4 protein-coding genes are annotated in these 21,721 nt (G+C 71.0%); all 4 read right to left on the reverse strand.

Features of this window, described 5'->3' with window-relative positions; translation table 11 throughout:
* Positions 1–6 precede the first annotated feature (6 nt).
* From OG447_RS25115 to OG447_RS25135, 4 genes are read right to left on the reverse strand one after another with little or no spacing between them, the layout of a single operon-like run.
* Positions 7–3,999, reverse strand: coding sequence for a beta-ketoacyl synthase N-terminal-like domain-containing protein (locus OG447_RS25115; RefSeq protein ID WP_266939496.1), 3,993 nt, complete (start codon positions 3,997–3,999; stop codon positions 7–9).
* Positions 3,992–7,354, reverse strand: a complete 3,363-nt coding sequence (locus OG447_RS25120; RefSeq protein WP_266939497.1) for a beta-ketoacyl synthase N-terminal-like domain-containing protein — start codon at positions 7,352–7,354, stop codon at positions 3,992–3,994. Before OG447_RS25120 ends, OG447_RS25115 begins: the two co-directional genes overlap by 8 nt.
* Before the next feature lie 48 nt (positions 7,355–7,402).
* Positions 7,403–10,825 (reverse strand): beta-ketoacyl synthase N-terminal-like domain-containing protein, encoded by a 3,423-nt coding sequence (locus OG447_RS25125; RefSeq protein ID WP_323181852.1) that lies wholly within the window; start codon positions 10,823–10,825, stop codon positions 7,403–7,405.
* Positions 10,826–10,846: 21 nt separating this feature from the next.
* On the reverse strand, positions 10,847–21,697 hold the full coding sequence (locus tag OG447_RS25135) for a type I polyketide synthase (protein ID WP_266939498.1): 10,851 nt from the start codon (positions 21,695–21,697) through the stop codon (positions 10,847–10,849).
* Positions 21,698–21,721: the final 24 nt, after the last annotated feature.

Genomic DNA, 21,721 nt, shown 5'->3' on the forward strand with positions numbered 1-21,721 from the left:
CGCCGATCAGCCCCTGCCACCGGCGAGGCCCGAAAGCCAGGCGTTCACAGCCTGGGCTGTCTGCGGAGCGTAGTCGTCCATCATCGTGAAGTGGTCGCCTTCCGTATCGAGAACAGTGCTGTCGAACTTCCAGTCGGGGCGCCACTCCTGACCCTCCGGGACCTGTCCCAGCGGCTCCGACGCCCGCAGCAGCAGGGTCGGCACTCCCGCCTCCTCGGCCACCCAGTCGGTGAAGAACTGGAAGTACTTGCCCATGGCGGTCAGCCGCACGTCCGTCATCGCCCCGAAGTCCTCCTCGCGGTCCAGGACGCCCTGGGCGAGTTCGCGCTCCATTCTGTGCAGCGCCGGATCGTTCAGCAGATAGGTGTCCAGCAGCACCACGGCCTCCGGGCGCAGCCCGGTGTGTGCCAGGTGGGCCGCCAGGCTGTAGGCGAACCAGCCGCCGGAGGAGTGGCCCAGGAGGACGAACGGCGCGCCGTCGGCCTGCCGGCGGATCCCCTCGGCGAGGAAGTCCTTCATCACCTCGAAGTCGGCCGGCAGCAGTTCGCCCGGCGAGAAGCCGGGGGCGAGCAGGGCCGCGGCACCCCGAGTGCCGCGGAAGGCGGCGGCGAGACGGGCGTACTGCTGCGCCCCGTACAGCGGCACGGGCGCCGGGCAGCAGATCAGTCCCGCCCGGTCGGTGGCCCCCGCCAGCTCCACCATGACCGGGTCCTGCCCGGCCCCGGCCACGCTGTGGAAAACCGGGCGCAGCCGGGAGGCGACCTTGGTGAGCTCCAGTGCGTCCTCGGGCCGGCCGAGGGTGTTCGCGTTGCGGTACAGCGCTTCCAGGGAGTACGGCGAGGGCGCCGCGGTCGAGTCGGCACCGGAACCGGCCGCGGCGAGGCGCTCGCCGAGGAACGCGGCCAGCGCGGTGGGCGTCGGGTGGTCGAAGATCAGACCGGCCGGCAGGGTCAGCCCGCATTCGGTGGCGAGCGCGGCGCGCAGCTCGACGCCCATCAGGGAGTCGAAGCCGAGCTCCAGGAACGGGCGGTGGGGTTCGATCTCCGCGGTGTCGGCTCCGCCCATCACTGTGGCTGCCTGCTCAAGTACCAGCGCCAGCAGCATGCTGCTGCGTTCTTGCTCGGACACCTCGGCCAGCCGCTGCGGCAACTGCGGTGCCCCGGATGCGGGCTCGGTCGACGGCTCGACGGCGGATGGCCGCGCAACCTGCCCGGCCCCCGCGTTCGCCATGCCCGCCAGCCAGTAGCGCCGGCGCTGGAAGGCGTACGTGGGCAGCTCCACGCGGGTCCGGCCCACGGGCAGCAGGCGGTCCCACACCGGTGACACGCCGACCGTGTGGGCCTGGGCGACGGCCGTGAGCACGGCCTCCGGCTCGGGCACGCGGCGCCGCAGCACAGGCACGAACGTCTCGGGTGCGGCGTCGGGCAGGCACAGCCGGCCCGCGGCCGTCAGCACTCCCCCGGGCCCCACCTCCAGGAACGTGGTGGCCCCTCGGTCGCGCAGCGCGCGGACGGCGTCGTGGAAGCGCACCGTCTCGCGGACGTGGCGCACCCAGTACTCCGGGCGGCAGATCTCGTCGGTGACGGGCCCGCCGGTGAGGGTGGAGACCACGGGGAGAGCGGGTGCCTTGTAGGAGACGCCCCGAGCGATTTCCGCAAACGCCTCGGTCATCCCGTCCATGTGGGTCGAGTGGAAGGCGTGGCTGACCCGCAGCCGCTTGGTCTCGCGGCCGCGTGCGGCCCAGTCGCGCGCCAGGTCCGAGACCGCCGTCTCGTCCCCGGACACCACCACCGCGTCCGGCCCGTTGACGGCCGCGATGTCCAGCCCCGCCCGGCCCTCGGCGAGTTGGGTGCGCACCTCGTCCTCGGTTGCCTGGACGGCGATCATGGCTCCGCCCCCGGGCAGTGCCTGGATCAGCCGGCCGCGGGCCGCCACCAGGGCGCAGGCGTCGGCGAGGGACCAGACCCCGGCCGCATAGGCGGCGGTCAGCTCGCCGATCGAGTGGCCCGCCACCAGGTCGGGCCTCAGCCCCCAGTCGTCGAGCAGCCGCAGCAGTGCGACCTCGACGGCGAACAGCGCGGGCTGGGTGTAGGACGTAGTGTCGAGCAGGGCGGCCTCGGGCGTGCCGTCCGCGGCGAACAGCACCTCGCGCAGCGGCCGGTCGAGGTGCTCGTCGAGGTGGGCGCACACCTCGTCCAGCGCGTCGGCGAACACAGGGCTGTACGCGGCCAGTTCACGGCCCATCCCGGGCTGCTGGCTGCCCTGGCCGGTGAACAGGAACGCCGTCCTGCCTCCCGACGGCGTCGTCCGGCCGGTGACCACGCCCGGCGCGCGGGCGCCGGCCGCCAGGGCCGACAGGCCGGCCAGCAGCTCCTCGCGCTCCCGGCCGACGACGACGGCCCGGTGCTCGAAGACCGCCCGCGTGGTAGCGAGGGACGCGGCGACATCCGCCGGCGCCAGGTGCGGACGCGCGGCCAGGTGGTCCGCCAGACGCTCGGCCTGCGCGCGCACGGCCTCCTCGCTGCGGCCGGAGACGACCCACGGCAGCGGCCCGGCGGCGGGCCGCGGCTCGTCCGGTGCCTCCTCGGGGGGCGCGCCTTCCAGGATCACATGGGCGTTGGTGCCACTGACGCCGAAGGACGAGACCGCCGCGCGGCGCGGCTCTCCGGTGTCCGGCCATGCCCGGGCCTCGGTCAGCAGTCGCACGTCGGCCGAGGACCAGTCGACGCGCGGGGTGGGCTCCGTCAGATGCAGCGTGCGGGGCAGTACCGCGTGCCGCATGGCCTGCACCATCTTGATGACACCACCCGCACCGGCCGCGGACTGGGTGTGGCCCAGGTTCGACTTCAGCGACCCCAGCCACAGCGGCCTGCCCTCCCCGCGGGCCCGCCCGTAGGTGTCAAGCAGCGCCTGGGCCTCGATCGGGTCGCCGAGCGGAGTGCCGGTGCCATGTGCCTCCACCGCGTCGACGCGATCGGCCGTCAGCCGCGCGTTGGCCAGCGCCTGACGGATCACCCGCCGTTGCGACGGCCCGTTGGGCGCGGTCAGCCCCGCGCTCGCGCCGTCCTGGTTGACCGCGCTGCCGCGGATGACGGCGTGCACCGGGTACCCCAGGCGCCGCGCTTCGGAGAGCCTGGCCAGGAGCAGCACCGCCGCGCCCTCGGACCAGGTGGTGCCGTCGGCGGTCGCCGAGAAGGACTTGCAGCGGCCGTCGGCCGCCAGGCCCCGCTGGCGGCTGAACTCGATGAAGGCGGTCGGCGTGGCCATCACTGTCGCGCCGCCCGCCAGCGCCAGGGAGCACTCCCGCTGCCGCAGGGACTGCGCGGCCAGGTGCAGGGCCACGAGCGAGGAGGAGCAGGCGGTGTCGACCGACACGGCCGGTCCCTCGAAGCCGAAGGTGTAGGCGACCCGGCCGGAGAGGATGCTGGCGGAGTTGCCGGTCCCGATGAAGCCCTCGGCCGTCTCCCGCGCGTCGAGCACGTTGAGCAGGTAGTCGTTGCTGTTGGAGCCGACGTAGACCCCGACGTCCTCGCCCCGCAGGGTGGTCACATCGAGGCCCGCGTGCTCGAACGCCTCCCAGGAGACCTCCATGATCAGGCGCTGCTGCGGGTCCATGGCCAGCGCCTCGCGCGGCGTGATGCCGAAGAAGGCCGCGTCGAACCCGGCCGCGTCCTTCAGGAAGCCGCCGTGACGCGAGTACGTCTTCCCCGGAGTCCCCGGCTCGGGGTCGTAGACGGCGTCCACGTCCCAGCCCCGGTCCTCGGGGAAGCCGCTGATGGCGTCCCGGCTCTGGGTCACCAGCTCCCACAGGTCGTCCGGCGAGGCGACGTCTCTGACGTCGCCGGGGAATCGGCATGCCATGCCCACGATCGCCACCGGCTCGTGGGCCGCGTCCTCGGCCTCCTCCAGCTGTTGGCGGGTCCGCCGGAGATCGGCCGTGACCAGCCGCAGATACTCGCGGAGTTTTGTCTCGTTGTTCTCGTCCACGTGCTCAGCCACGGCGGAGTTCCTTCTCGATCAGCTCGAACATCTCGTCGTCGGTCGCCGTGTCCAGCGCGTCCCGGTCCTCGCTCCCCGCGCTTCTCGCCGGCGCGTGGACCGCGAGCATGCCCTTGAGCCGCTCGGTGGCCCGGGCGAGCTGCCGGTCGCCGGCGGGCAGCCGCGCGAGGTCGGCCTCAAGACGGTCGAGCTGGTCCGACAGGGACAGGCCTGGTGCCGTGTCGGCCTCGGCCAGGCCGGTCAACAGGTAGTCGGCGACGGCGCCGGGTGTGGGGTGGTCGAACAGCAGCGTCGTCGGCAGATCCCGCCCCGTCTCGGCCACCAGGCGGTTGCGCAGCTTCACGGTCATCAGCGAGTCGAAGCCGTGGTCGAGGAAGCCCCGCTCCGGTTCCACTGCCTCCGGCGCGTCATGCCCCATGACGGTGGCCGCCTCGGTCCTCACCATCCGCAGCAGCGCGTCGTGCCGCTCACCGGTGGGCAGCGCCCGCCACGCCGCGACGCGCAACGCGGCCTTGACGCCGGGCTCGGGCCGGCCGCCCTGGCCGACGTCCGCTGCCGCGTCCGCGTCCGCGTCCGGTCCGAAGCGGGCGGGGTCGGACCTCCATCCGGTGGGGCCCTGCGGCCAGTAGTGCTGCTTCTGGAACGCGTACGTGGGCAGGTCGGCCGCGCACGGCCCGTCGCCGAAACACGCCCGCCAGTCCACGGCCACGCCGCGGGTGTGCAGCGCGGCCAGCGCGCTCAGCAGCGCGGACACCTCGGCGCGCTCGGCGTGCGCCGTGGACACCAGCAGGGGCACGCTCCCGCCGGGCTCGGCCGCCAGGCAGGACTGTCCCGCGGTGCTGAGCACCGTATCGGGGCCGACCTCGACGAAGGCGCCGACCCCGTACCGCTGCAGACGGCGTATCTGGTCGTGGAAGCGCACCGTGCGGCGGATGTGGGCCAGCCAGTATTCGGGGTCACGCGCCTCGCTCGCGCCGAGGAGGTCGCCGGTGACGTCCGAGACGATGGGGATGCGTGGGGTTCCGTACGACAGGACGGCCGCGACGCGTCCGAACTCCTCCAACATCCCGTCCATGTGCGGGGAGTGGAAGGCGTGGCTCACCTTCAGCCGGTTGGTCTTGCGCCCCTGGGCCGCCCAGTGTCCTGCGACCTCTGCGACGGCGTCCGCGTCGCCGGACAGGACCACCGAGGACGGGCCGTTCAGCGCGGCGATGTCCACCGCACCCTCCCTGCCCACGAGGCCCGCGCGGACTTCCTCCTCCGTCGCCTGCACGGCCACCATCGCACCGACGGCGGGGAGGGCGTGCATGAGTCGCCCCCGCGCGGCGACGAGCACGGCCGCCTGCGGTACGGACAGCACACCCGCCACGCATGCCGCGGACAGCTCGCCCAGCGAGTGACCGGCCAGGATGTCGGGGCGCACCCCCCAGCTCTCCAGCAGGCGGAACAGCGCCACTTCGAAGGCGAAGATCGCCGGCTGCGCATAGTCCGTACGGTCGAGCAGCCGCCCGCGCGGGTCGTCGCCCGGCGCGAACATCACGCGCAGCAGCGGGGCGTCCAGGTGCGCGTCGAAGTGCGCCGCCACCTCCTCCAGCGCCTCGGCGAAGACCGGGAACGCGGCGTGCAGGTCGCGCCCCATGCCCGCCCGCTGGCTGCCCTGCCCGGTGAACAGGAACGCTGTCTTTCCCTTGACCGGCTTCCCCCGCGCGACACCGGTAAGGACGTGATCCGGCCCCTGCCCGTCGGCCAACGCGTCGAGGCCGGTGAGGAAGGTGTCGGTATCGTCGCCGAGGACCACGGCCCGGTACTCGAACGCCGACCGGGTGACCGCCAACCCCCGACCCACCGCCCGCACATCCAACGACTCCTGGCCGGCCACGTGTTCACGCAGCCGCCGCGCCTGCGCCGCCAACGCCTCCGGCGAACGACCCGACACCAGCCACGGCACCAGACCACCCGCCGCCGACTCCTGGACCAAGCCACCTTCCTCAGGGGTCTGTTCGAGAATGACGTGCGCGTTGGTACCACTGATCCCGAACGACGACACACCCGCCCGCCGCGGACGATCAGCCTCCGGCCACGGCCGCGCCTCGTCCAACAGCTTCACCGCACCCGCCGACCAGTCCACCAACGGCGTCGGCTCCCCGGCATGCAGCGTGCGCGGCAGCACACCATGCCGCATCGCCATCACCATCTTGATGACTCCACCCACGCCCGCAGCCGTCTGCGTGTGACCGAGGTTGGACTTCAACGAACCCAACCACAACGGCTGGTCAGGGCTGCGGTCCTTCCCGTAGGTGGCAAGCAGCGCCTGCGCCTCGATCGGATCACCCAGCCTGGTCCCCGTACCGTGCGCCTCCACCGCGTCCACGTCGGCCGCCGACAGTCCCGCATTCGCCAACGCCTGACGGATCACCCGCTCCTGCGCCGGACCACTCGGCGCCGTCAGCCCGTTACTCGCCCCGTCCTGATTGACCGCACTACCCCGAACCACCGCAAGCACCCGATGCCCATTACGCCGCGCATCCGACAACCGCTCAAGCACCAGCACACCAGCACCCTCCGACCACCCCGTGCCATCCGCCCCGGCACCGAACGCCTTGCACCGACCATCCACCGACAGACCACCCTGACGGCTGAACTCCACGAACATCCCTTCGGCAGCCATGATCGTCGCGGCGCCGGCCAGGGCGAGGGAGCATTCGCCGCGCCGCAGCGAGTCCGCCGCCAGGTGCATCGCCACCAGCGACGACGAACACGCCGTGTCCAGCGTCATCGCAGGACCCGTAAGGCCGAGCGCGTAGGCGACCCGGCCGGAGGCGACGCTCACGCAGTTGCCAGACAGCATGAATCCGTCGACGACCGCGCCGGTCTGCTGCAGCCGGGCCAGGTACTCCTGGTAGCTGGTGCTCAGAAACGCCCCGGTGTCGGTGCCCTTGAGGCTGACCGGATCGATTCCCGCCCGCTCGACCGCCTCCCACGAGGTCTCAAGCAGCAGGCGCTGCTGCGGGTCCATCGCCAGCGCCTCACGCGGCGAAATCCCGAAGAAACCCGGGTCGAAGTCGCCCGCGTCGTAAAGGAAACCGCCTTCGGCCGCGTACGAATTCCCGTCGAGGGGCTCGATGTCCCACCCGCGGTCCCGCGGGAACTCTCCGATCGCGTCCTCGCCGGCCGCCAGCAGCTCCCACAGCCGCTCCGGGGAATCGGCGCCGCCCGGGAAGCGGCATGCCATCCCTACGATCGCGATGGGTTCCGCGCGCAGCGGCGCCTCCGCCTCGCGCAGTCGCTCCCGCGTCGCTTCGAGTTCGGCGGACACCCGCTTCAAGTAGTACCGGAGCTTTTCTTCGTCAGCCATATCGGCCCCTTCACACGTGACTCGTCGGACTGTGATTCGGTGACCGATTTACGAAATTCCGAATTTCTTGCCGATCATCTCGAACATTTCCTCGTCCGTGGCCGCCTGTAATTCGTCGCTCACGGCGCTCGCAGCGTTCTCCGCAGCGGCCCGGGCGTCCGCCCATTGGGTGAGGATGCGCTGCAGCCGGAGGCTGATCTCGTCGTTCTGGTCGGGGTCCGCGTGCGGCTCGACCAGTACGGCCTCCAGCTTGTCGAGGTGGGTCAGCGCCTCGGAGCGGGTGGCGGAGGCCAGGTCGGAATGGGCATCCGCCACCGCCGACGCCAAGTGGTCGACAAGGTCCCGGGGCGTGGGGTGGTCGAAGACCAGGGTGACCGGGAGGGTGAGGTCGAGCGCGGCGCAGAGCCGGTTGCGCAGCTCGACGGCCGTGAGCGAATCGAAGCCGAGGTCCTGGAACGGCCGCCACATCTCGATCTCCCCGGCCGAGCCGTGACCAAGTACCGCGGCGGCCTGCTCGCACACCACGTCCACCAGAAACGCGTCGTGCTCGTCCCTGGGCAGCTCGGCCAGCCGTCGGAGCATGTGCCCGTTGGTGCCCTCGTCGGCCTGTCCCGCGCTCTCGGCGTCCTGGCCACCCACAGCACCCGGTGCGCCTGCGGCCACCGCGCCGGTCGGCTGGGCCGACGCGACCGTCATCTGCGCGTCCGGCCAGAACCGCCTGCGCTGGAAGGCATACGTCGGCAGGTCCGCGCGGCGGGCATCGGACACGTGCGGCATGCGGGTCAGGTCCAGCGGGAGCCCCCGCACGTACGCCTCGGCGACCGAGATGAGGAATCGTTCCTCCCCTCCCTCGTCCCGGCGCAGCGTGCCCACCGCCGCGGCCGGCGCGCCCGCCTGCTCGAAGGTCTCCTGAAGCCCCACGGTCAGTACGGGATGCGGGCTGACCTCGATGAAGAACCGGTGCTCGTCCTCCAGCAGCCCGCGTACGGCGCCCTCAAGGAGCACCGGCTCGCGCAGGTTCCGGTACCAGTACCCGGCGTCCAGTGCGGCCGTGTCGACCACCTCGCCGAGGACCGTCGAGTAGAAGGGCACGCTCGCCCGGCGCGGCGCGACTGATGCCAGCGAGTCGACGAACTCCTCGCGTAGCGCGTCGACTTGGGCGGAGTGGCCCGCCGCGGTCGCGCCGGGCACCTTCCGCGCCCGTACCCGGTCCGCCATGCACACCGCCACCAGCTCGTCCACGGCCTCCGGCTCCCCGGACACCACGACCGACGTGGGGCCGTTCACCGCGGCGATCGAGAGCCTGTCGCCGTACGCTTCGATGCGGCGCGCCACCTCCTCGGCGGACAGCAGGAACGACGCCATGGCGCCCTTCCCCGTCAGCCGGTTCAGCAGGACGCTGCGCAGGGTGACGATCCGTGCTGCGTCCTTCAGCGACAGTGCGCCGACGACGCACGCGGCGGCGATCTCCCCCTGCGAATGGCCGATGACGGCATCGGGCTCGACGCCGTGCGCCCGCCACACCTCGGCGAGCGCCACCATGACGGAGAACAACACGGGCTGCACCACGTCCAGGCGGTCCAGGGACGGCGCCCCCGGCTTCTGGCGCAGGACGTCCGTCAACGACCAGCTCACGTACGCGGAGAGCGCTTCATCGCACTCCGCGATGCGCTCGCGGAACACCGCCGACGACTCAAGGAGCCGCCCGGCCATGTCCGGCCAGTGTGAGCCCTGCCCCGGGAAGACGAACACGGTCTTGCCCGAGGCGGTGCTCGCCCCCTGGACCACGCGGGCGTCCTCGCGCCCGGCCGCCAGCGCGTCGAGCCCGGCCTCCAGGCCGGTCCGGTCCGCACCGACCACGACGGCGCGGTGCTCGAACGCCGTACGGCCCGCGAGGGACATGGCCAGGTCGGCGGCCGGCAGATCCGGGTTGCTTCGCACATGAGCGGCGAGTTGTGCCGACTGGGCGCGCAGCGCCTGCTCGCTGCGCCCGGAAACGGTCCACAGGAAGGTGCCGGCCGGCATCGCCGACCCCGGCTCCGGAGCCGCCCCGTCGGTACCGGGCGCCGGGGCGGGGGCCAGGGCCGGGGCCTGTTCGAGGATGACGTGCGAGTTGGTCCCGCTGATCCCGAACGACGAGACCCCCGCGCGGCGCGGCCGCCCGTGCTCCGGCCATGCGACGGGCTCGGTGGCCAGGCGCACGGCACCCGACCCCCATTCCACGTGCGGCGTGGGGCTGTCCACGTGCAGCGTCCTGGGCACCACGCCATGACGCATCGCCAGGACCATCTTGATCACTCCGGCGAGGCCGGCCGCCGCCTGGGTGTGGCCGATGTTGGACTTCACCGACCCCAGCCACAGCGGACGTTCGGGCGTACGGTCCTTCCCGTACGTGGCCAGCAGCGCCTCCGCCTCGATCGGGTCCCCGAGCTCGGTGCCGGTCCCGTGCGCCTCCAGCACGTCGACCTGGTCCGACGGAACCTGGGCGTTCGCCAGCGCCTGCAGGATGACCCGCTGCTGGGCGCGGCCGTTGGGCGCGGTCAGACTGCTGCTGGCACCGTCCTGGTTGACCGCGGACCCGCGGATCAGACCCTGGATGGGATGGCCGTTACGCCGGGCGTCCGACAGCCGCTCCAGCAGGAGCATGCCGACGCCCTCCGAGAATCCGGTGCCGTCCGCCGAGGTGGCGAACGACTTGCAACGCCCGTCCTTGGCCAGTACCCGCTGGCCGCTGTACTCGATGAACCCCATCGGCGTGGACATCACCGTCACCCCGCCTGCCAGCGCCAGCGAGCACTCCGACTGGCGCAGGGACTGCGCTGCCAGGTGCAGTGCGACCAGCGAGGACGAGCATGCCGTGTCGACGGTCACCGCGGGCCCTTCGAAGCCGAAGGTGTAGGCGAGGCGGCCGGAGAGGACCGCGGCCGCGTTTCCTGTCCCGACGTGTCCCTCGAAGGCGCCGGGGGAGCTCAGGAGCAGCGACGAGTAGTCCTGGATGTTGGTGCCGGAGAAGACGCCGACGTCCGTGCCGCGCAGGGCGGTCGGGTCGATGCCGGCCCGTTCGAAGGCCTCCCAGCCGGTCTCCAGCAGCAGCCGCTGCTGAGGGTCCATGGCGGTGGCCTCACGCGGGCTCACGCCGAAGAACGCGGCGTCGAAGTCGGCCGCGCGGTCGACGAAGCCGCCCTCCCGCACGTACAGGGTGCCCTTGCGCCGCTGTTCGGGGTCGTACAGCGCGTCCAGGTCCCAGCCGCGGTCGTCGGGAAACGCGCCGATCGCGTCGCCGTCGTCGAGAACGAACTGCCACAGGTCTTCCGGAGAGACGACCTTGCCGGGAAGACGGCAGGCCATACCGATGATGGCGATCGGTTCGTTCAGCGATTCCACGAGCTGCTGGTGCTGTTGCTTCAGCCGCTCGGTTTCCTTGATCGACGCGCGCAGCGCGTGCACAACTCGATCGTCGGTGGTGTCCATCAGCAAACTCCCGAGGGGTTTTCAGGCGTCGGTGTTGATCGCCATGTGAACGAGGCTTTCCAGATCCATGGCGTCGATGGACTCTGGTGTCACAGCGTGCGGATCGGCGCCGCCAGGCGCGGCCCGCCCGCCCTGTGCTCCGGCTGCCTCCGCGGACGCACCCCCGTCGCCGAGCGCGCTGTCGAATCCGGTGAGCCGCAGCAGGGCGTCCAGGACGCCGACCTCCTTGAGGCGGGAGAGCGGAAGTGCGGCGAGGGCGGCCTGGAACTCCACTGCGGCGCCGGCCCCACCCAGGTCGGGGGCGGCCGAGTCAGCGGCGACCTCGAGCCTGGCCTGCAGGTGCCGCGCCACGGCCCGGGGATTGGGGTGGTCGAACAACGTCACCGCGGAGAACCGCAGGCCGGTCGCCTGGCTGAGGCGGTTGCGGAGTTCGACCACGGCCACCGAGCTGAAACCGGACTCCAGGAAGCCCCGGTCCGGGGAGACCGCCTCCGGGTCAGGGTGGCCGAGCACGGTGGCCACGTGGCCGCGTACGAGACCGAGCAGGATACGCATCTGTTCGGCGTCCGACAGCCCGGCCAGGCGCCCCGCGAGCTTGTCGGCCGCGTTCGCCGGGGCGTCCTCCTGCCGAGCGGCCGCGTCCAGCCGCCGGCGCGCGGGCCGTACGAGCTGACGGAGCACGGGCAGCGGCGGAGTGCCGGCGCCGGCAAGCATCGCCAGGTCCAGGCGAGCCGGCACGCACAGGGCCCGGTCGTGCGCCACGACCGCGTCGAACAGGGCGAGGCCCTCCTCAGCGGACATCGCGATGGCGCCCTCGCGCCTGATCCGGGCCATGTCGGCCTCGGTCACCTGGCCGCCCATGCCACGGTCCTCCTCCCACAGGCCCCAGGCCGCGGAGACCGCTGGCAGACCCTGCGCGCGGCGCTCGTACGCGAGAGCGTCCAGGAAGGCGTTCGCGGCGGCGTAACTCGCCCGGCCGGCCGCTCCGAACACCCCGGCCACCGAGGAGAACAGGACGAACGCCGAGAGGTCGATGCCGGCCGTCAGCTCGTGCAGATGCAGGGCTGCATCCACCTTGGGACGGAACACGCCGGCCAGCCGCTCCGCGTCCAGCGACTCGATCACACCGTCATCGACGATGCCCGCGCAGTGGACCACTCCGGTGAGCGGACGGTCGTCCGGGATCGAGGCCAGCAGGCGGGCGAGGGCGTCACGATCACCCACGTCACACGCCTCCACCCGCGCCCGGGCTCCCAACTCCGCTAGCTGCGCCACGAGTTCGTTCACGCCATCGGCCGCACCGCCCCGCCGGGACACCAACAGCAGGTCCCGCACTCCGTACGCGGCCGACGCCAGGTGCAGGGCCACCAATGCACCCAGACCACCTGTGCCACCGGTCACCAACACCGTGCCCCGGGCATCGAAGGACGCCTGAGTGGTGCTGTCCGTGGATGCGGTGATTCGCGCCAAGCGCGGCACGAATGCTCTGCCGCCCCGGACCGCCGCCTGCGATTCCGCTGAGCCCAACGCGATGCGCAGCGCCGCCTCTTCGGCGGCCTCGGAGAGCCCAGGCTCCACATCGACCAGCACCAGCCGGTCCGGATGCTCCAGCTGTGCCGACCGCACCAGACCCCATACCGGCGCCGCCGACAGATCCTCGACGCCACCATCGGAACCCACGCCCACGGCCCCACGCGTCAACACCACCAACCGGGAGTCCACGAACCGCTCGTCCGCCAGGAACTCGGTTATGGTCCGCAGCGCCCGCGCCGTCACCGCCGACGCGCCTTCCGCCGCGTCGCCGCTGTGGGCCCACACCACCAGGGGAGCAGCCCCGGAACCGTCCACCGAATCCCACACGCCCCACGCCGACGGAAGCTCCGCAGAGACTGAGACCGAGACCGGAGTCCAGTCCACGGCGAACAGTGCGTCCCTCAACGCGTCATCGACGGACTTCAGTTCGTCCCGCCCGAGTGAACGCGTCACCAGTCGACCTACGGACAACACCGGAGCGCCCGACGCGTCCACCACCCGCACCGACACCTCACCGGCCGACGGCAGCACGCTCACCCGCACGTCGGCCCCGCCCACGCCGAACAGCTCGACGCTCGACCAGGCCGACGGCATCCGAGCTCCGACAGCGGCCTCCGCATCCAGAGAAGCCACGCGTGACACGGCGTCCAGCAGCGCCGGGTGGATGCCGTACGTGGCCGCCTCGTCGCTCACCGAGTCCGGCAGCGTAACCTCGGCGAACGTCTCCTCACCGCGCCGCCAGGCGGCTCGTATCCCCTGGAACGCCGGGCCGAGATCGGTCTCGGCCTGCGCCATCCGCTCGTACAGGTCCTCCACCGGCAGTGGGGAGGCATCGGCAGGCGGCCATACGTCCGGTTGTACGCCCTCGAAGGCGTCCTCGGCGTTCGCCTCGCCCCCGCTGCGCGTCAGCGCGCCGGACGCGTGCAGCGTCCACTCGGCGTCGTCCGTCGCGCCGTTGGGCCTCGCGAACACCTCCACCGCCCTCCGGCCTTCCTCGTCCGCTTCCGACACGAGCACCTGGATCGACACGGCGGCGGCGAGGTCGGCGGTACCGGCTTCGTCCGGCAGCACCAGCGGCTGGTGGTAGGTCAGCCCTTCGAGGTGGGGGCACCTCACGTGATCGCCCGCCTGGAGGGCGAGTTCGACGAGTACGGAGCCGGGCAGGACAACCCGGCCGAACACCGTGTGGTCGGCCAGCCACGGCTGGTCGGCCAGGGACAGCCGGCCGGTCCACAACACACCCCGGTCATCCGGCAACGACACCACCGCACCCAGCAGCGGATGACCAGCAGCCACCAGACCCAGACCCGCCACATCACCGGGACGCGACGGAACATCCAGCCAGAAACGCTCCCGCTGGAAGGCGTACGTCGGCAGGTCAAGGGCAACCGGCCCGGTGCCGAGCACCGTCGACCAGTCGACCTCAACACCATGTACGTACGCCTGGGCCACAGCACCCAGCAGGGCACGCGGCTCCGGCGCGCTCTCGCCCCGCAGTCCGGCCACGAACACCGACGAGCGCTCCCCGTCCTCCGCCAGGCAGTCCGGTCCCAGTGCCGAGAGCACACCGTCCGGGCCCAGCTCCAGGAACGCCGTCACACCCTCGGCCTCCAGGGACCGTATTCCGTCCATGAAGCGGACCGGCTGCCGTACGTGCCGCACCCAGTACTCCGCCGAGCACACCTCGCCCGCTGCGGCGAGTGCACCGGTCACATTGGAGACCAGCGGAACACGCGGAGGGTGATACTCAAGCCCCTGCGCCACCGCGCGGAACTCCTCCAACATCCCGTCCATGTGCGACGAATGGAAAGCATGACTGACCGTCAGCCGCTTGACCCGACGGCCCCGCTTCTTCCACCCAGCCGCAAACTCGCCCACGGCATCCTCATCACCGGACACCACGGCCGACGACGCACTGTTGACCGCCGCGATCTCCAACCGGCCACCAAAACCACCCTCGGCGAGCGAGGCCCGAACCTCCGCCTCAGCGCCCTCCACCGCGGCCATCCCGCCATCCGAACGAAGCGCCTGCATCAACCGGCCCCGCGCCCCGACCAACCGCACAGCGTCACCCAGCGACATCACACCGGCCACATGCGCCGCCGCGATCTCCCCCACCGAATGCCCGATCAGGAAGTCAGGCCGCACACCCCACGACGACACCAACCGGAACAACGCCACCTCAACAGCGAAGATCCCCGCCTGCGCAAACACCGTCCGGTCCAACATCCCCGCAGCCGAACCACCCCCACCGAACATCACATCCCGCAACGACCCACCGAGCTCTTCGTCAAAGAGCCCGAACATCTCATCCAACGCCTCAGCGAAAACAGGGAACACCTCATACAACTCGGCGCCCATACCGACCCGTTGACTGCCCTGCCCGGTGAACATCACCGCAGTACGCGCAGGCCCATCAGCCACCCCACGCACCAGCCCCACAACACCCTCCCCCTGAACCAGCGCGTCAAGGCCGGCGAGGAAGGCGTCGGTGTCGTCGGCGAGGACCACCGCCCGGTGCTCGAACGCCGACCGGGTGACCGCCAGCGCACGACCCACCGCCCGCACATCCAACGCCTCCTGCCGGGCCAGGTGGTCGCGCAGTCGCCGCGCCTGAGCCGCCAACGCCTCCCGCGTCCGACCCGACACCAGCCACGGCACCAGACCGCTGCCCAGTGATACGCCCTCGACCGGAGCGTCCTCGGCGGGGCTCTGCTCCGGGGGGGTCTGTTCGAGGATGACGTGGGCGTTGGTGCCGCTGATCCCGAACGACGACACACCCGCCCGCCGCGGACGATCAGCCTCCGGCCACGGCCGCGCCTCGTCCAACAGCTTCACCGCACCCGCCGACCAGTCCACCAACGGCGTCGGCTCCCCGGCATGCAGCGTGCGCGGCAGCACACCATGCCGCATCGCCATCACCATCTTGATGACTCCACCCACGCCCGCAGCCGTCTGCGTGTGACCGAGGTTGGACTTCAACGAACCCAACCACAACGGCTGGTCAGGGCTGCGGTCCTTCCCGTAGGTGGCAAGCAGCGCCTGCGCCTCGATCGGATCACCCAGCCTGGTCCCCGTACCGTGCGCCTCCACCGCGTCCACGTCGGCCGCCGACAGTCCCGCATTCGCCAACGCCTGACGGATCACCCGCTCCTGCGCCGGACCACTCGGCGCCGTCAGCCCGTTACTCGCCCCGTCCTGATTGACCGCACTACCCCGAACCACCGCAAGCACCCGATGCCCATTACGCCGCGCATCCGACAACCGCTCAAGCACCAGCACACCAGCACCCTCCGACCACCCAGTGCCATCCGCCCCGGCACCGAACGCCTTGCACCGACCATCCACCGACAGACCACCCTGACGGCTGAACTCCACGAACGCTCCAGGCGTCGCCATCACGGTCACGCCGCCGGCCAGGGCGAGGGAGCTCTCGCCGCGCCGCAGCGAGTCCGCCGCCAGGTGCATCGCCACCAGCGACGACGAACACGCCGTGTCCAGCGTCATCGCAGGACCCGAAAAGCCCAGGGAGTACGAAAGGCGGCCAGAGGCCACACTCCCGGCAGAGCCGAATCCCAGGAAGCCTTCCAACCCCTCCGGGATGTCCGGAAGCCGCGATGCGTAGTCGTGGTACATGACACCGGTGAACACGCCGGTGGCGGTGCCCACGAGCGACTTCGGGTCGATGCCCGCGTGTTCGACAGCCTCCCAGGAGGCTTCGAGCAGCAGGCGCTGCTGCGGGTCCATCGCCAGCGCCTCCCGCGGCGAAATCCCGAAGAAACCGGGGTCGAAGTCCGCGGCGTCATACAGGAAACCGCCTTCGGCCGCATACGACTTCCCCGCGGTATCCATGTCCGGGTCGAAGACATCCCGCGCATTCCAGCCGCGGTCATCGGGGAACGGACCTATGGAGTCCCGCCCGTCGAGGACCAGCTGCCACAGGTCGTCCGGGGTTCGCACGCCGCCCGGATACCGGCAGGCCATACCGACGATCACGATGGGATCGTCCGACGCTCCCGACGACACCACCGCCGCGGCGGAAACCGGACGTTCCTCCGCCTGGCCCGCGAGTTCCCGCGTCAGGTACTCGGCAATTCGTTTGGGAGTGGGGTAGTCGAAGACGAGGGTGGCCGGGAGACGAAGTCCGGTGGCCCGGTTGAGGCGGTTGCGCAGTTCGACCGCCATGAGCGAGTCGAAGCCCAGCCCCTTGAACGGGATGTCCACCCCCACCAGTTGGCCCGGGCCATAGCCCAGCACTCCACTCACATGGCCCCGGACCACATCCAGGATCACGCGTCGGCGCTCGCCCTCGGCCAGGCCCGCGACGCGAGCCGCGAGCCCCGAGTCAGCGCTCGCGTCCTCGACCCGAGCACGCCGCACCCCACCTCGCACCAGCGACCGCAGCACCGACGGCACACCCTCCGCGTCGCGCCTCTGCAACCCCGCCAGGTCCAGACGAGCCGGCACGCACAGGGCCCGGTCCTGGGCCACGACCGCGTCGAACAACGCGAGCCCCTCCTCGGCCGGCATCGGCACAGCACCCAGGTGCCTGATCCGGGCCATGTCGACCTCGGTCACCTGGCCGCCCATGCCGCGGTCCTCCTCCCACAGGCCCCAGGCTGAGGAAACCGCCGACAGACCCTGTGCACGACGCTCGTGCGCCAGGGCGTCCAGGAAGGCGTTCGCGGCGGCATAGCTCGCCTGCCCCGCACTCCCCACCACACCGGCAAACGACGAGAACAACACGAACGCCGAGAGGTCGAGGCCGGCCGTCAGCTCGTGCAGATGCAGGGCCGCCTCGGCCTTCGGCCGCAAAACACTAGCCAGTTGGGCAGGGGACAACGAGTCGAAGATTCCGTCATCGACGACGCCCGCGCAGTGGACGACGCCGGTGAGCGGACGGTCGTCGGGGATCGAGGCCAGCAGGCGTGCGAGGGCGTCACGATCACCGACGTCGCAGGCCTCTACGCGTACCCGGGCACCCAACCCCGCTATTTCCCCTACAAGTTGATCCACTCCGTCGGCCGCACCGCCCCGTCGGGACACCAGCAGCAGATCCCGCACGTCGTACTCGGACGCCAGGTGCCGGGCCACCAGCGCGCCCAGACCACCTGTGCCACCGGTCACCAACACCGTGCCCCGAGAACCAAACAGCGCTTGGGTCGTGCTCTCCGGGGACGCAGTCACCCGCGCGAGGCGGGGCACCAACGCTCGGCCTCCCCGGACCGCCACCTGCGGCTCCCCCGAACCCAACGCGACACGCAGCGCCTCCTCTTCCGCATCCGCGGACAGCCCGGGCTCGACATCGACCAGCACCAGCCGGTCCGGATGCTCCACCTGCGCCGACCGCACCAGACCCCACACCGGCGCCGCCGACAGATCCCGCACACCTTCATCCGGCCCCGCAGCCACGGCCCCGCGCGTCAGCACCACCAACCGCGAACCCGCGAACCGCTCATCGGCCAAGAACTGCTGCACGGTCCGGAGTGCCCGCGCCGTGACCTCCGACAGGCTCTCGGACACATCACCGCTGTGCGCCCACACCACCACCGAAGGAACCGGCACGGAACCATCGACCGAACCCCACACGCCCCACCCCGACGGCAGCTGCGCCGAGACCGGGACCGAAGTCCACTCCACGCCGAACAGCGCATCCCGCAGCCCGCCATCGGCCGACCGCAACTGCTCCCGCGCCACCGGACGCGTCACCAGCCGGCCCACCGACAACACCGGCGCACCAGCGGCGTCCACCACCCGTAGGGACACACCGCCGTCACCCGACGGCACCGTGCCCACCCGCACGACCGACCCGCCCGCACCAGCACCGGACAGCTCGACGCCCGACCACACGAACGGCAGCCGCACCTCATCAGCCGACGGATCAATCGACGTGTGCAGAGCGGTATCCAGGAGAGCAGGATGCATCACAAAGCCGGCCGACTCTTCCGCGCTCACCGACTCCGGCAGCGCGATCTCGGCGAACACCTCCTCGCCACGACGCCAGGCAGCCCGCACCCCCTGAAACACGGGCCCATACCCATACCCCAGCTCACCCAGCCGGTCGTACAGATCACTCACACCGACCGACACAGCACCCCGCGGCGGCCACACCGTGAGATCGATGTCGACGTCCCGCGAGCCGGATCCAGAGCCAACGCCCGTCAAGGTCCCGGTAGCGTGCAGCGTCCACACCTCACGACCCAGCAAGCCGCCGTCGACATCGCCGTCCGGGCAGGAATGGACCGTCACCGCACACCGGCCGGCCTCATCCACCCCCGCCACAGCCACCTGCAACCGCACCCCACCAACCGCGCCCAACACCAACGGCTGCTGAAGCGTCAACTCCTCCAAACGACCACACCCCACCCGTCCACCAGCGGACAACACCAACTCCACCAACACCGCACCCGGCAACACCACCGAACCAAACACCATGTGGTCGGCCAGCCACGGCTCCCCGGACAGCGACAACCGCCCCGTCCACAACACACCCCGGTCATCCGGCAACGACACCACCGCACCCAGCAGCGGATGACCAGCAGCCACCAGACCCAGACCCGCCACATCACCGGGACGCGACGGAACATCCAGCCAGAAACGCTCCCGCTGGAAGGCGTACGTCGGCAGGTCAAGGGCAACCGGCCCGGTGCCGAGCACCGTCGACCAGTCGACCTCAACACCATGTACGTACGCCTGGGCCACAGCACCCAGCAGGGCACGCGGCTCCGGCGCGCTCTCGCCCCGCAGTCCGGCCACGAACACCGACGAGCGCTCCCCGTCCTCCGCCAGGCAGTCCGGTCCCAGTGCCGAGAGCACACCGTCCGGGCCCAGCTCCAGGAACGCCGTCACACCCTCGGCCTCCAGGGACCGTATTCCGTCCATGAAGCGGACCGGCTGCCGTACGTGCCGCACCCAGTACTCCGCCGAGCACACCTCGCCCGCTGCGGCGAGTGCACCGGTCACATTGGAGACCAGCGGAACACGCGGAGGGTGATACTCAAGCCCCTGCGCCACCGCGCGGAACTCCTCCAACATCCCGTCCATGTGCGACGAATGGAAAGCATGACTGACCGTCAGCCGCTTGACCCGACGGCCCCGCTTCTTCCACCCAGCCGCAAACTCGCCCACGGCATCCTCATCACCGGACACCACGGCCGACGACGCACTGTTGACCGCCGCGATCTCCAACCGGCCACCAAAACCACCCTCGGCGAGCGAGGCCCGAACCTCCGCCTCAGCGCCCTCCACCGCGGCCATCCCGCCATCCGAACGAAGCGCCTGCATCAACCGGCCCCGCGCCCCGACCAACCGCACAGCGTCACCCAGCGACATCACACCGGCCACATGCGCCGCCGCGATCTCCCCCACCGAATGCCCGATCAGGAAGTCAGGCCGCACACCCCACGACGACACCAACCGGAACAACGCCACCTCAACAGCGAAGATCCCCGCCTGCGCAAACACCGTCCGGTCCAACATCCCCGCAGCCGAACCACCCCCACCGAACATCACATCCCGCAACGACCCACCGAGCTCTTCGTCAAAGAGCCCGAACATCTCATCCAACGCCTCAGCGAAAACAGGGAACACCTCATACAACTCGGCGCCCATACCGACCCGTTGACTGCCCTGCCCGGTGAACATCACCGCAGTACGCGCAGGCCCATCAGCCACCCCACGCACCAGCCCCACAACACCCTCCCCCTGAACCAGCGCGTCAAGGCCGGCGAGGAAGGCGTCGGTGTCGTCGGCGAGGACCACCGCCCGGTGCTCGAACGCCGACCGGGCGGTCGCCAGCGCACGACCCACCGCCCGCACATCCAACGCCTCCTGCCGAGCCAGGTGGTCGCGCAGTCGCCGCGCCTGAGCCGCCAACGCCTCCTCCGTGCGCCCCGACACCAGCCACGGGACCAGACCACCCGCCGCCGACTCCTGGACCACGTCGTCGCTTGCCTCGGGGACCTGTTCGAGGATGACGTGGGCGTTGGTGCCGCTGATCCCGAACGACGACACACCCGCCCGCCGCGGACGATCAGCCTCCGGCCACGGCCGCGCCTCGTCCAACAGCTTCACCGCACCCGCCGACCAGTCCACCAACGGCGTCGGCTCCCCGGCATGCAGCGTGCGCGGCAGCACACCATGCCGCATCGCCATCACCATCTTGATGACTCCGCCCACACCCGCCGCGGCCTGGGCATGTCCGAAGTTGGACTTCAACGACCCGAGCCACAAAGGTCGTTCCGCCGGCCGGTCCTGCCCATAGGTGGCAAGCAGCGCCTGCGCCTCGATCGGATCACCCAGCCTGGTCCCCGTACCGTGCGCCTCCACCGCGTCCACGTCGGCCGCCGACAGTCCCGCATTCGCCAACGCCTGACGGATCACCCGCTCCTGCGCCGGACCACTCGGCGCCGTCAGCCCGTTACTCGCCCCGTCCTGATTGACCGCACTACCCCGAACCACCGCAAGCACCCGATGCCCATTACGCCGCGCATCCGACAACCGCTCAAGCACCAGCACACCAGCACCCTCCGACCACCCAGTGCCATCCGCCCCGGCACCGAACGCCTTGCACCGACCATCCACCGACAGACCACCCTGACGGCTGAACTCCGCGAACATCACCGGGCTGGACATGACCGTCACACCACCGGCCAGTGCGAGGGAGCATTCGTCCCTGCGCAGCGCCTGCACCGCCAGGTGCAGGGCGACGAGCGACGACGAGCAGGCGGTGTCGACCGTGATCGCCGGGCCCGTGAAGCCGAAGGTGTACGGCACCCGGCCGGAAACGACGCTGGCCGCCGTGCCGGTGCCGTAATACCCCTCGATCTCGTCCGGTACGGACTCCAGACCTGCGGCGTAGTCGTGGTACATCACCCCTGCGTAGACGCCCGTACGGCTGCCCTTCAGCGTGGTGATGTCGATCCCGGCGCGCTCGACCGCCTCCCAGGAGGCTTCGAGCAGCAGGCGCTGCTGCGGGTCCATCGCCAGCGCCTCACGCGGCGAAATCCCGAAGAACTGCGCGTCGAAGTCCGCGGCGCCGTACAGGAATCCGCCCTTGCGGGTCGCGCTCTTGCCGGGCCGCTCAGGGTCCGGATCGAACAGGGAGTCGGTGTCCCAGCCCCGGTCCTCGGGGAAGTCCGATACGGCGTCGCCGTTCTGGGCCACCAGCCGCCACAAGTCCTCCGGCGAGCTCACGCCGCCCGGATACCGGCAGGCCATGCCCACGATCGCGATCGGCTCGCGATCACGCTGCTCAGCGCTCTCGAGCTGCTGACGAGTCTGGTGCAGCTCCCGCGCAACCCACTTCAACTTGTTCAGCAGGTTCTTCTCATCAGTCATGTGAGGTCACTCCGCAAAGGCGTT

This window comes from Streptomyces sp. NBC_01408 (assembly GCF_026340255.1).
Taxonomy (GTDB): Bacteria; Actinomycetota; Actinomycetes; order Streptomycetales; family Streptomycetaceae; genus Streptomyces.

Bases quoted from the DNA above. Each gene is read 5' to 3' on its own strand.
- OG447_RS25120 (WP_266939497.1), bottom strand. From the start codon at position 7,354: ATGGCTGACGAAGAAAAGCTCCGGTACTACTTGAAGCGGGTGTCCGCC.
- OG447_RS25135 (WP_266939498.1), bottom strand. From the start codon at position 21,697: ATGACTGATGAGAAGAACCTGCTGAACAAGTTGAAGTGGGTTGCGCGG.
- OG447_RS25125 (WP_323181852.1), bottom strand. From the start codon at position 10,825: ATGGACACCACCGACGATCGAGTTGTGCACGCGCTGCGCGCGTCGATC.